Source organism: Mesorhizobium opportunistum WSM2075 (assembly GCF_000176035.2).
Lineage (GTDB): Bacteria > Pseudomonadota > Alphaproteobacteria > Rhizobiales > Rhizobiaceae > Mesorhizobium > Mesorhizobium opportunistum.
In genome coordinates, this window is the sequence record NC_015675.1 from 157,163 (window position 1) to 169,716 (window position 12,554).

A 12,554-nucleotide genomic window follows, 5' to 3' on the forward strand; every position below is an offset into this window, starting at 1 on the left:
TCGACCCCCACTCCGTCAAGCTTCGCTTGACACCTCTCCCCCGATCGACGGGAGAGAGGAAAGGCGCGGGTCCCCACGGCTGCTGCCAAGGGCCTGCAGGCCAGAGGGGGGTGCGTGACCCGCAAACGTCAAGCCATTACGCAAATCTCCCGCCTGGCGCACCGCGCCAGTGGCACTGTCGCGGCCAACCGGATGGTGCCGGAGGAGACGCCGGTGGCATTCTCGTTCGCCGGCACCACCCATGCGGTGATGATGGCGAGCCCGGCCGATTTCGAGGATTTCGCCCTCGGCTTCTCGTTGACCGAAGGCATCATCGCCGTGACTGGGGAAATCGAGGCGATCGAGGTCGAGGATCATGGCGCCGGCATCGATATCCAGATCCGGCTGAAGGACCAGGCCAACACGCGCTTCGAGGCGCGGCGGCGCAGGCTTGCCGGGCCGGTCGGCTGCGGGCTCTGCGGCATCGAATCCATCGAGGAAGCGATGCGCTCCGTCGATGCGGTTGGTGCGTCAAAACTTACACTTGATGCGAACGATATCGCCCGCTCCGTGAAGCTCCTGTCGAAGGTGCAGCCGCTGCACGCCGAGACCGGCGCCGTGCATGCCGCCGGTTTCTACGTTCCGGGCAAAGGCGTCGTCCTGGCGCGCGAGGATGTCGGCCGCCACAATGCGCTGGACAAGCTGGCTGGCGCCCTGGCCAAGGCCGGCATCGACGGTTCGACGGGCGCCGTCGTGGTGACCAGCCGTGTCTCGGTCGAGATGGTGCAGAAGACGGCGGCGATCGGTTCCGCCTTCATCATCGCCGTCTCGGCGCCGACAGCACTTGCCATCCGCACGGCGCAAGAGGCCGGCATGACGCTGGTGGCGCTGGTGCGCGGCGATGATTTCGATGTTTTCACCCACCCTGACCGGGTGGTCTTGGGAGTTGCCCAGCATGTCGCATGACGAAGACCACATCACGAGCACCAGCGAGAAGCTGGTGCGCATGGCCAACCAGATCGCGGCCTTTTTCCACTCCAGGCCGCGCGAAGAGGGTGTCGCGGGCGTCGCCGAGCACATCAACAAGTTCTGGGAACCCAGGATGCGCCGGCAGTTCTTCGAGATGCTGGACAGTGGCGGCGAAGGCTTCGACGAACTCGTCGTGGTCGCTTCCGCCAGGATCAAGCGGCCGATCTCGCCTGCCGAGGCCGATCTCAAGCTGGGATTGAAGGCCTCCCCGGCCGACATCGCCGCCTCACAAAAATAGGCCGCAGGGGCCACGCAGGCTTATATTCCTGCCTGCTAAAGTTTATGCTGCCGCAAGCGGCGCGGCTCTGCTATGGTTGACGATCAGAAATCGTCAGGCCGGGCGGAAAACTCGTGAGGCCGATCGAGACCCGATATGCCCTCAGTGGCGAGGTGCGGATCGCCTATCAGGTGGTCGGCCAGGGATCGTTCGATCTCGTCTTCGTGCCAGGCTTCATTTCCAACCTCGACCTGCACTGGGATGACGAGGGCTACAGCCGGTTGCTCAAGCGGCTTTCGGCGTTCTCGCGGCTGATCCTGTTCGACAAGCGCGGCACGGGCCTTTCCGACCGTGTCGATGTCCATAACTTGCCCAGCCTGGAAACCCGCATGGACGATGTGCGCGCGGTGATGGATGCGGCCGGCAGTGGGCGTGCCGCGCTGCTCGGCGCTTCCGAGGGCGCACCGATGGCCATGCTGTTCGCCGCCACCTATCCGGAGCGGACACGGGCATTGGCGCTCTATGGCGGCTATGCGCATTTCCACAAATGGGTGATGCCGCCGGAGCGCCTCGACGCCTTCATCGAGATGGCCGAGACGGCCTGGGGCACCGGCGCCACCTTGCCCCATTTCGCGCCGGGCCGGGTTGACGATGCCCGTTTTTCAACCTGGTGGGCGCGCTTCGAACGCCTGTCGGCAAGCCCGACCGCGGCGGCGGCACTGGCGCGGATGAACGCCGAGATCGATATACGCGGCGTGCTGGCGGCGATCGGCGCGCCGACGCTGCTGATCCATCGCCGCAACGACGTCCGGGTCGATCCCGACGCCAGCCGCTTCCTGGCCAGGAAGATCCCCAATGCGCGGCTGGTCGAAATCCCGGGGCGCGACCATCCGATCTGGACCGGCGATGTCGACAGGGTGGCCGACCTGATCGAGGAGTTCCTGACCGGCGAGCGCGCGGTGGCGGAAGCGGAGCGCGTTCTGGCGGCGCTTCTGGTGACACGTATCTACGATACGGCGCGGCTTGGCGACCGGATGTGGAGCGAACGCAGCCAGCATTTCCACGAAACATGGCGGACGCTTGTCGGACGCCATGGCGGGCGCTGCGTGGATATACACGGCGAGATGATGATTTCACGCTTCGATGGACCTGGGCGTGCATTGCGCTGCGCGGCGGCGTTGCGCGACGCAGCGCAGCAGATCGGCGTGGCAAGCGCACAGGGCGCGCATGTCGGCGAGATCGAGACGCGCGGCCCTCCCATAGGATTGACGGGTCGCGTGACCATTCAGCTCGCCGCTCACGCCGGGCGCGGCGACATACTGGCGTCGCGGCTGGTCGCCGACCTGGCGGTCGGTTCGGGACTTCACTTCGTGGAAGCGGGGCGTGTCAGCATCGATGAGCTGGACGAGCCGCTGGCGCTTGTGCTCGCTATGTCCGAACAGCATTTGGAACCGGCCTGCCGTCCCAAGGTCAAGGCGGCCGAGCCGGCCTCGCTGACAGTGCGCGAGAGCGAGGTCGTGAACCTGATCGCCGACGGCAAGAGCAATGCCGCGATCGCCGCCGAACTCAGGCTGAGCGAGCACACGGTCAAGCGCCACGTCGCCAACATATTGCTCAAGCTCGACCTTCCCTCGCGAGCGGCGGCGGCGGCATTTTCCGTCAGGCACGCTGGCCCGGACGGGCCATGAGAGCCATGGCGCTTTCGGGCGAAGCGGCGAGGCCGATGTAAGGGCTATCAATATCCCCATGCAGGCCAGGCGGGTATCGCCAGGAAGGCACTGCGAACGGAGGATGAAATGCTCAAGTCAAACCTGAATGTCAGATCACTTGTGATAGCGGCAGGCATTGGCGCGCTGTTCACGATCTCTCCCGCGAGAGCCGAGGATGCATCGGCGGCGGCCGCCTACAAGGACATCGAGGCAACGCTCGGTTCGGTGCCGGACATGTTCAAGACGCTGCCCGACGTCGCCATCGCCGGCGCCTGGGCCGAGATCAAGGGGGTGCAGCTCAACCCCAACACCGCGCTGGACGGCAAGACCAAGGAACTGATGGGCCTTGCGGTCGCCGCGCAGATCCCCTGCCAGTACTGCATCTATTTCCACACAGAGGCTGCCAAGCTCAACGGTGCGAGCGACGAGGAGATCAAGGAGACGATCGCGATGGCGGCGATCGTGCGCCACTGGTCGACGATCCTCAACGGCAGCCAGGTCGATCTGGCGACCTTCAAGAAGCAGACCGACGACGTCTTCGCAGCCGTGAAGGCGAAGTCGCAGTGAAAAACACGGCCCGTCGATGACCGACAGGCCGTGCTTCCAAGCATCAACCGCCCGATCGGGTAGACGGGCACATGGAGGATAAAATGCTGACCAAGACTCAAACAGTGGATGGCGCGGCGATCAAGAAGGCGATCGAAGGCCGTGACGGCAAGATGCTGTCGAGCTTCTATGCCGATGACGCGCTGGTGCGGGTGATCGACCGCAACAACCCGCCGAGCAAGCCACGTGAAATCCGCGGGCGCGCGGCGATCACGACGTTCTGGGACGACATCTGCAGCCGCGCGATGACCCACAAGGTCGACACCACCATCGCCAACGGCGACAGCCTGGCCTTCACCCAGGCCTGCTCCTATCCGGATGGCACCAAGGTGTTCGCCGCGGCGATGCTGGAGCTGAAGAACGGGCAGATCGCACGGCAGACCGTCGTGCAGGCCTGGGACGAGTAGATCAACCGCAAACCACCGAGGGAGAACAAAAATGTTCAGCGCGAGATGGCAGATCGACGCCAAGTTCGGACACAAGCAGACCGTGCTCGAACTGCTCAAGAAATGGGAACGCGAGATCGGGTCGCAGGTCGGCATCGCCGACCTGCAATTCCAGATCATGACGGGATCGATCGGTGCGAGAGAAGCAACGGTCGAGTCGCATCATCAGGTCGAGAGCCTGGCCCAGTTGGAGGCGTTCTTCGCTAAGATCGGCAAAATCGACGCGCATGCCAAATGGGGCAAGGAAATGGAGCCCTTTGTCGTGTCGGGCACCAGCCTGTGGAACATCTATCGCATCGTGGAGTAGCGATTACGCTCGACCTTCCTTCTCCCCTTGCGGGAGAAGGTGGATCAACGCGTCAGCGTCGAGACGGATGAGGGGTGTTCCAGCTTGGCGCCAAGCTACCCCTCACCCGGATTGCCAACCGATTTGCGAAGCGCAAATCGGGGCAATCCGACCTCTCCCACAGGGGGAGAGGTAGAAGCGCTACTACCCATGCGCCACCATCACATGGCGCACCGCGGTATAATCCTCCAGCGCATAGAGCGACATGTCCTTGCCGTAGCCTGACTGCTTCAGCCCGCCATGCGGCATCTCGTTGGTCAGCATGAAGTGGGTGTTGATCCAGGTGCAGCCATATTGCAGGCGTGCGGCCGTCGCCATGGCGCGCGAGACGTCCTTGGTCCACACCGACGACGCCAGGCCGTAGTCGCTGTCATTGGCCCAGCCCACCGCCTCGTCGACTTCCGTGAAACGGGTGACCGAGACGACCGGACCGAAGACTTCGCGGCGTACGATCTCGTCCTCCTGCAGCGCGCCGGCAACGACGGTCGGCTGATAGTAGAAGCCGGTGCCCTCGCCCGGCTTGCCGCCGGTGGTGATCTCGATGTGCTTCAGTTCCGAGGCGCGCTCGACGAAGCTCGACACGCGGTCGCGCTGGCGGCGCGAGATCAGCGGCCCGATCTCGTTCTCGGTATCGTCTGATAGATTGTACTTGATGGTCGATACGGCCGACGAGAGATCGGCGACGAGCTTGTCGTAGATCTTCTTGCCGGCATAGATGCGGCAGGCGGCGGTGCAGTCCTGGCCGGCATTGTAATAGCCGAAGGCGCGCAGGCCTGCGACGACGGAGCCAAGGTCGGCGTCGTCGAAGACGATGACCGGCGCCTTGCCGCCGAGTTCAAGATGCGTGCGCTTGACCGATTTGGCGGCCGCCTGCAGCACCTTCTTGCCGGTAGCGACGTCGCCAGTGATCGAGATCATATTGACCTTGGGGTGGTTGATCAGCGTGTTGCCGACACTGTCGCCACGGCCGAGCACGACGTTGACGACGCCTTCGGGCAGGATCTCGGCCAGGATTTTCGCCAGCTTCAGCGCCGTCAGCGGCGTCTGCTCCGACGGCTTGAAGACGACGGTGTTGCCGCCGGCAATCGCCGGCGCGACCTTCCAGGCCATCATCATCAGCGGATAGTTCCAGGGCGCGATCGAGGCGACGATGCCGATCGGGTCGCGCCGCACCATCGAGGTGTGCCCGGGCAGATACTCACCGGCGACGACACCAGGCATCGAACGGACAGCGCCGGCAAAGAAGCGGTAGCAGTCGACGATCGCCGGGATCTCGTCATTGAGCACTGAATTGATCGGCTTGCCGCAGTTCAGCGCCTCGAGCGCCGCGAACTCCTTCGCTTCCGCCTCGATGCGATCAGCGATTTTGAGCAGATAGCCCGATCGCTGCGCCGGCGTGGTGCGCGACCACAAGACGAACGCCTGTTCGGCGGCCGCTACCGCCGCCTCGATCTGCGCCTGGCTGGCCTCGGGCAGGTTGAGGATGGCCGCCCCGGTCTTCGGATTGAGGATCGGCTCCTCGGCGTCCGTGCCCTTCTCGAATTTCGAGCCGATCAGCATCTGAGTGTCCATTGGGTTCCTCCTTGATCAGGAGCGAGTAGCGAGTAGCGAATAGCGAATAGGGTCAGGTATCGATTTCCCTATTCGCTATTCGCTACTCCCTATTCGCCGTTTTCATTTTCCACCCCCAGCGATCTGGTCTCCGTCGCGGGTCAGGTAATAGGCAAACAGGATGGGCAGCAGCGTCACCAACACGACGACCATGGCCACGACATTGGTGACCGGGCGCTGGCGCGGACGGATCAGCTCCTCCAGCATCCAGATCGGCACGGTCTGCTGCTGGCCGGCGGTGAAGGTGGTGACGATGACTTCGTCGAACGAAAGCGCGAAGGCCAGCATGCCGCCGGCAAGCAGCGCGGTGGCGATGTTAGGCAGCACGACATGCCGGAAGGTCTGGAAGCCGTCGGCGCCGAGATCCATCGAGGCCTCGATCATCGAGCCGGAGGTGCGGCGGAAGCGGGCAACCGCGTTGTTGTAGACGACGACCACGCAAAAGGTGGCGTGGCCGAGCACGATCGTCCAGAACGAGAACGGGATGTCGGCGAGCGCGAAGGCCGACCGCAGGGCGATGCCGGTGATGATACCGGGCAAGGCGATCGGCAAGATGACCAGCAGCGAGATGGTCTCGCGGCCGAAGAATTTTGTCCGCGACACCGCGGCGGCACAGAGTGTGCCGAGGATCAAAGCAATCGCCGTCGAGATGGCGGCGACGCGCACCGAAAGCGACAGCGCTTCCCAGACATCCGGCCGGTTCCAGGTGACGGCGAACCACTGCGTGGTCAGCCCGGGCGGCGGCCAGACGAAGCTCTTCTCTTCCGTCGTGAAGGCATAGACGAAGATTAGCAGGATCGGCAGATGCAGGAACAGCAGGCCGCAGGCGGCGGCGATCTTCAGGCCGAGCGGAGCCGATTGACCACGGTCAGAGCGCATCGAAAGCCCCCATGCGCTTGGCGCCCCACAGGTAGAAGCCCATGATGACGATCGGCACCACGGTGAAGGCGGCGGCGAGCGGGATGTTGCCGGCGGTGCCCTGCTGCGAATAGACGGCCTGGCCGATGAACAGGCGCGAGGTGCCGATGATCTGCGGGATGATGTAGTCGCCCAATGTCAGCGAGAAGCTGAAGATCGAGCCGGCGACGATGCCGGGCAGCGCCAGCGGGAACAGCACATTGCGGAAGGTCTGGCCCGGCGAGGCACCGAGATCGGACGAGGCCTCGACCAGATTGGCGGGCACGCGTTCGAGCGCGGCCTGCACCGGCAGGATCATGAAGGGCAGCCAGACATAGACGAAGACGATGAAGGTGCCGGTGAACGATACCGACAGCGAGTTGCCGCCGACCACCGGCAGCGACAGCCAGGCATCGAGCAGCCACAGCAAATGCAGCTTGGCGAGCAGCCAGGTGAGAATGCCTTCCTTGGCCAGGATCAGCTTCCAGGCATAGATCTTGACCAGGTAGCTCGACCACAGCGGCAGCATGACGCCGAGATAGAACAGCGCCTTCCAGCGGCCGCGCGCATAGCGTGCGGCGTAGTAGGCGATCGGAAAGGCGACAATGGCCGAGGCCAGCGTGACCAGCGCCGCCATCGTCACCGTGCGCAGGATGATGTCGAGATTGGCCGCCTGGAACAGGTCGCCATAGGTCTTCAGCGTGAACTCCCGGTTGATGAGGCCGGAGAACTCGTCGATGGAGAAAAAGCTTTGCGCCAAAAGGGCGAACAGCGAGCCGATATAGACGATGCCGAGCCACAAAACCGGCGGCAGCAGCATGAGGAGCAGCAGGAGCTGCGGCCGGCGCCAGAACAGGTCCGACAGCGCGCCGCGCAGGCCGCCGCTGCCCGGCAGGATGGCGGGCGCGGGATTGGCGTTGAGCGCGGCGATGGTCATGGGGCGACCGCGGCGATTGGATCAATCGAGGCCAGGCCGCGATCCGTCACACCCCCCTCTGTCCTGCCGGACATCTCCCCCGCAAGGGGGGAGATCAGCAGCTTGTCTGTCCTGCCAGTTCTGCAGCGGAGACGATTGGGGAAGCCGTTGGTGACAGCGAATCTCCCCCCTTGCGGGGGAGATGTCCGGTAGGACAGAGGGGGGTGCTTGGCGCAAACCTCAATCATGCCGGCTCATCCATCAGATGCAGGCTCTCGCGGTTGAAGGTCAGCACCACGGCGTCGCCTTCCGCCGGGAGGGCCGCGCCGGCCGGCACGATGGCATGCAGCTTCAAGCCGTCGGCATCGAACGCCAGCCTGGTGGTGGCGCCGAGATAGTTGGTCGAGACGAGGCGGGCGGCGACGCCTTCGCCGCTTGCGGCGCGGCCGACACGAATGGATTCGGGACGCAGGCTGCCCCAGCGGTGCTGGCCGGAATAGCGCTGAACGAAATCCGGCGGCAGCACGTTGGACGAGCCGACGAAATCGGCGACGAAGCGCGTCTTCGGCCGCTGGTAGATGTCCTCCGGCGTGCCGATCTGCATGATCTTGCCGTCATTGAAGACGGCGACGCGATCGGCCATCGACAGCGCCTCGCCCTGGTCGTGGGTGACGAAGACGAAGGTGATACCGAGCGCCTTCTGCAGCGACTTCAGCTCTTCCTGCATGTTCTCGCGCAGTTTCAGGTCCAGCGCACCGAGCGGCTCGTCGAGCAGCAGCACCTTGGGCTGGTTGACCAGCGCACGGGCAAGCGCGACGCGCTGGCGCTGGCCGCCGGAAAGCTGGCCGGGGCGGCGGGCGCCATAGCCAGGCAGGCGCACCAGCGTCAGCGCTTCCTCAGCCGCCTTGTGCCGCCCGGCCTTGCCGACGCCCTTGACCATCAGCCCGTAGGCGACGTTGTCGAGCACGTTGAGATGCGGGAACAGCGCATAGTCCTGAAACACCGTGTTGACGTTGCGGCGATAGGGCGGAACGCCCTCGGCGCGCTCACCGAAGATCGAGATCGAACCCGCAGTCGGCTGCTCGAATCCGGCGATCAGGCGCAGGCACGTGGTCTTGCCCGAACCCGACGGCCCGAGCATGGCGAAGAACTCGCCCGGCGCAATGTCGAGATCGACCGCATCGACGGCGCGAACGCTGCCGAAATGGCGGGAAACCTTCTGGAAGGAAACGGCTGATGTCATGGCTGCCAGTCTGTTTTTTGGCGGGTCAAACGAGGACGAATTCACGCGCCGCTTCACCTCCCCCTCGATGGGGGAGGTCGCGGCGAAGCCACGGGTGGGGTGATGGCGCGGACCTATCGGACAGTCCCCCACCGCGACACTGCGCGTCGACCCTCCCCGCGAGGGGGAGGTAAGAGAAATCACCGTCCGCCGATGACGCCGATATAGTCCGAGACCCAGCGGTAGTAAGGCACGCACTGGTTGTTCTGGGTGGCGCATTTCGAGACCGGCGTCTTCCAGAACTTGATCTTGTCGAAATTGTCGTAGCCGTTGGTCTTGCAGCCTTCCTCGCCAAGCAATTCGTTGCCCTTGCAGGCGGCGGGCACCACGGGGAGCGATCCGAACCAGGCCGAGACGTCGCCTTGCACCTTGGGCGACAGCGAATGTTCGAGCCACATATAGGCACAGTTCGGATGTGCCGCGTCGGCTTCCATCATGGTGGTGTCGGCCCAGCCGGTGACGCCTTCCTCCGGCACGGTCGAGGCAACCGGCTTCTTGGCGGCGACCAGTGTGTTGACCTGATACGGCCATGAACCGGAGGCCACGACGCCTTCGTTCTGGAAATCGTCGACCTGGATGGCGGCATCGTGCCAGTAGCGGCCGACCAGCGTGCGCTGCACGCGCAGCAGGTCGAGGGCTGCCTTGTACTGGTCTTCGTTGAGCTCGTAGGGGTCCTTGATGCCGAGTTCCGGCTTGTGGAACATCAGATAGTTGGCGGCGTCGGCGATGTGGATCGGTCCGTCATAGGCCTGGACGCGGCCCTTGTTGGACTTGCCGTCGGGCAGCTTCATCTCCTCGAAGACGACGTTCCAGCTCTTCGGCGCTTCCTTGAAGACCTCGGTGTTGTACATCAGGATGTTCGGTCCCCACTGATAGGGAACGCCGTAGTGGACCTTGTCGACGGTGAACCAGGGCGCGTCCTTCAGCCGGTCGTCGACCGACTTCCAGCTCGGGATGAGATCGGTGTTGATCGGCTGCACGCGCTTGCCGGCGACGAGGCGCAGCGAGGCATCGCCCGAGGCCGTGACGAGGTCGAAACCGCCCTCGTTCATCAGCGAGACCATCTCGTCCGAGGTGTTGGCGGTCTTGACGTTGACCTTGCAGCCGCTCTCCTTCTCGAAGGCGGTGACCCAGTCATAGCCCTTGTCGGTCTCGCCGCGCTCGATATAGCCCGGCCAGGCAACGATATTGACCTCGCCTTCGCCCTTGCCGAGTTCCTTGACCTGGGCGATGGCCTGGCCGGAGAAGGCGAGCGCGACCGTCAGCGCCGTGCATGACTTCAGGAATGAATTCATCATCGATCTCCCATTTGAGGGGCCGCGCTGCTGTGGCGGCTTTGTTCCCTGTAGGGAAAGTGCTTGGAAAACTCCGGTTTCGCAAATTCATTTATCAGAAGGGCGGTATCGGTTTTTCCGATAGCTGACACTGCTGGATCAGAGGCGCTGGCGGACCATCCTTTGCGACTGGGCAAGCCCGATGAAATCGCGCGCCGACTGCGGCAGGCCCGAGCCGCGCCGCCAGACCATGCCGACCTGCACCACCGGCAAGGAGCCGGAGATATCACGCGATTCGATGCGGTCGCCTTCCAGCGACCATGGGCGGTAGACAAGGTCGGGCAGCAGCGCCACGCCGGCGCCGGTGGCGACCAGGCTGCGCACGGCTTCCACGGAACGAGTGCGGAAGGCGACATGCGGCCTGGCGCCGATCGCCGTCAGCAGCTTGCCGGTGTTCTCCTCGATCTCATCGACGGTGAGCATGATCAGCGGCTCGGAGGCGATGTCGCCGATGCCGATGATGTCGGCGCCGGCGAGCGGATGGCCGAGCGGCAGCCACAGGCGATAGGCCGAGACCTCGAGGATTTCCGATTGCAGGGCGGTGCGGTCGCGCAGATTGGACGTGACCATGACGGCTATGTCGAGCTTGCCGCCGATCAGGAGATGTTCGAGGTAGTCGCCATTGTCCTCGATGGCCGAGACCTCGACGCCCGGATAGGCGCGGCGGTAGCGCGAAAGCAGATCCGACAGCACATAGCCGGCGACCAGTGAGGTGACGCCGAGTTGCAGCCGCCCGCCGGTCGCCGCCTGCTCGCCGGAGAAGGAGCGGCGGGCATCGGAAACGTCGGCGAGAATCTTCGTCGCGTGGCGCAGGAACTGGTGGCCCTTGTGGGTGATGTTGAGGCCGCGCGGATGGCGTTCGAACAGTTCGACCCCGAGATCGCTTTCGAGCTCCTTGATCGCTTCGGTGACGGACGATTGCGAGATGGAAAGATTTTGAGCCGCACCCGACACCGTGCCTTGCTCGGCGACGGCAATGAAGAACTGCAACTGGCGGATGGTGAAAGCCATGGCCGGACTAAACACGGCGCAAGCGGCTGTGGGAAGTGCCGGTCGGCCAATCGTCAACAGGCCCAGTCGTCAACAGACTGGATCAGAATCCGGCAACGTCGCCGGCAATGCTGAGCCGTGCGCCGGCCTGTGCGAGGGCAGCGGCAATATCGCGTGGCGGCAAGCGGTCGGTGGCGAGTTCGGAAAAGCCGGCGAAACTGCAGACCTGGACCAGGCCCTGGCGGCCGAATTTCGTGTGGTCGGTGATCACAAGCGAGCGCTGGCCGCGCGACAGTACCATGCGTGCGAATTCCGCCTCTTCGAGATCATAATCCATGACGCCCGTCACCGCATCGACGGCGCCGGTGGATATGACGGCGTGGCTGACCGAGAAACGGCTGACGAACTCGATGGCCGAGGCACCGAAGGCGGCACCGGAATCGCTGCGCAACTCGCCGCCGGCCATATAGACCTTGTTGCCGTTGATGGTGGCCAGCGTGCGGGCGATGTCGGACGAATTGGTGACGACCGTCAGCCGCCGGTGGCCGAGCAGTTCCCGCGCCAGGAACGAGGTCGTGGTGCCGGTGTCGAGCATGATCGATTCGCCGTCGCGGATGGTGGCGGCGACCATGCGGGCAATGACGCGCTTGGCATCGGCATTCTCGCGCATGCGCCGTTCGAATGGCGCTTCGCCGACCATCGAAGGCAGGCCGATGGCACCATGCATCTTCAGGACCGAGCCGTCGCCGGTGAGCGGCTTGACGTCGCGGCGTACGGTTTCGAGCGAAACACCCAGCCGGTCGGCCAGGCTGGCGATGGTGACGGTGCCCTCCTCCTGCAGCAGCCGCAGGATTTCGCCGTGGCGTTTCGAATGGACCATCTGGTTTCCCGGGTTCAGAACTTTGACCGATTCTAAGGTAATTCAAGCGGTTTTAAAGGAACTATCCCTTCATTTCGGGCAAAATACCCAAAAAAGGTCACATCTTTTTGTTGACAGCCGGGCAGCCTTGGCGTGAAATCCAATCTCAGAGGGTTCGGAGCTGCAACGGGAGGGCGATGGCAGAGCCGCAACTCACTGGTCAGACAGCTTGGCATCTGGCTGGCGCAAGGAATTTTCAGATCCGCGGGGGCGGATGCCGGGCTCAAAAACCTGGCCACGGGGCTCGTCGGTGCGGTGCGGGATACCGATCCT

Annotated in this window: 13 protein-coding genes; 6 read left to right on the forward strand and 7 right to left on the reverse strand. The window is 64.1% G+C overall.

Features of this window, described 5'->3' with window-relative positions:
- Window positions 1-114 precede the first annotated feature (114 nt).
- The 6 genes from fdhD (at window position 115) to MESOP_RS00730 (ending at window position 4,293) form a co-directional block, all read left to right on the forward strand.
- Window positions 115-945: a formate dehydrogenase accessory sulfurtransferase FdhD gene (gene fdhD / locus MESOP_RS00705; RefSeq protein WP_013891387.1), complete on the forward strand. Its 831-nt coding sequence runs from the start codon at window positions 115-117 to the stop codon at window positions 943-945.
- Window positions 935-1,246: a formate dehydrogenase subunit delta gene (locus MESOP_RS00710; protein ID WP_013891388.1), complete on the forward strand. Its 312-nt coding sequence runs from the start codon at window positions 935-937 to the stop codon at window positions 1,244-1,246. Before fdhD ends, MESOP_RS00710 begins: the two co-directional genes overlap by 11 nt.
- Before the next feature lie 113 nt (window positions 1,247-1,359).
- Window positions 1,360-2,913, forward strand: a complete 1,554-nt coding sequence (locus MESOP_RS00715) for an alpha/beta fold hydrolase (protein ID WP_013891389.1) — start codon at window positions 1,360-1,362, stop codon at window positions 2,911-2,913.
- Between the two features lie 108 nt (window positions 2,914-3,021).
- Window positions 3,022-3,501 carry a carboxymuconolactone decarboxylase family protein gene (locus MESOP_RS00720; protein WP_013891390.1) on the forward strand — a complete coding sequence of 160 codons (480 nt, stop codon included), beginning with the start codon at window positions 3,022-3,024 and terminating at the stop codon, window positions 3,499-3,501.
- An 83-nt stretch (window positions 3,502-3,584) separates the two neighbouring features.
- Entirely contained in the window at window positions 3,585-3,947 is a 363-nt protein-coding gene (locus MESOP_RS00725; protein ID WP_013891391.1) for a nuclear transport factor 2 family protein, read from the forward strand.
- Window positions 3,948-3,978: 31 nt separating this feature from the next.
- Complete coding sequence (locus MESOP_RS00730) at window positions 3,979-4,293, forward strand: hypothetical protein (protein WP_013891392.1); 315 nt, start codon at window positions 3,979-3,981, stop codon at window positions 4,291-4,293.
- A 183-nt stretch (window positions 4,294-4,476) separates the two neighbouring features.
- On the opposite strand, the gene MESOP_RS00735 is transcribed toward MESOP_RS00730, so the two are convergent.
- The 7 genes from MESOP_RS00735 to MESOP_RS00765 form a co-directional block, all read right to left on the reverse strand.
- Window positions 4,477-5,904, reverse strand: coding sequence for a gamma-aminobutyraldehyde dehydrogenase (locus MESOP_RS00735; protein ID WP_013891393.1), 1,428 nt, complete (start codon window positions 5,902-5,904; stop codon window positions 4,477-4,479).
- A gap of 102 nt (window positions 5,905-6,006) precedes the next feature.
- Window positions 6,007-6,822, reverse strand: a complete 816-nt coding sequence (locus MESOP_RS00740; RefSeq protein ID WP_013891394.1) for an ABC transporter permease — start codon at window positions 6,820-6,822, stop codon at window positions 6,007-6,009.
- A complete protein-coding gene (locus MESOP_RS00745) occupies window positions 6,812-7,777 on the reverse strand; it encodes an ABC transporter permease (RefSeq protein WP_013891395.1) in 966 nt (321 codons plus the stop codon). The genes MESOP_RS00740 and MESOP_RS00745 overlap by 11 nt, the downstream gene beginning before the upstream one ends.
- Before the next feature lie 223 nt (window positions 7,778-8,000).
- Entirely contained in the window at window positions 8,001-8,999 is a 999-nt protein-coding gene (locus MESOP_RS00750) for an ABC transporter ATP-binding protein (RefSeq protein WP_041163951.1), read from the reverse strand.
- Window positions 9,000-9,178: 179 nt separating this feature from the next.
- Entirely contained in the window at window positions 9,179-10,333 is a 1,155-nt protein-coding gene (locus tag MESOP_RS00755) for an ABC transporter substrate-binding protein (protein ID WP_013891398.1), read from the reverse strand.
- A gap of 138 nt (window positions 10,334-10,471) precedes the next feature.
- Entirely contained in the window at window positions 10,472-11,383 is a 912-nt protein-coding gene (locus MESOP_RS00760) for a LysR family transcriptional regulator (RefSeq protein WP_013891399.1), read from the reverse strand.
- Between the two features lie 82 nt (window positions 11,384-11,465).
- Window positions 11,466-12,242: a DeoR/GlpR family DNA-binding transcription regulator gene (locus MESOP_RS00765; RefSeq protein ID WP_013891400.1), complete on the reverse strand. Its 777-nt coding sequence runs from the start codon at window positions 12,240-12,242 to the stop codon at window positions 11,466-11,468.
- Window positions 12,243-12,554: the final 312 nt, after the last annotated feature.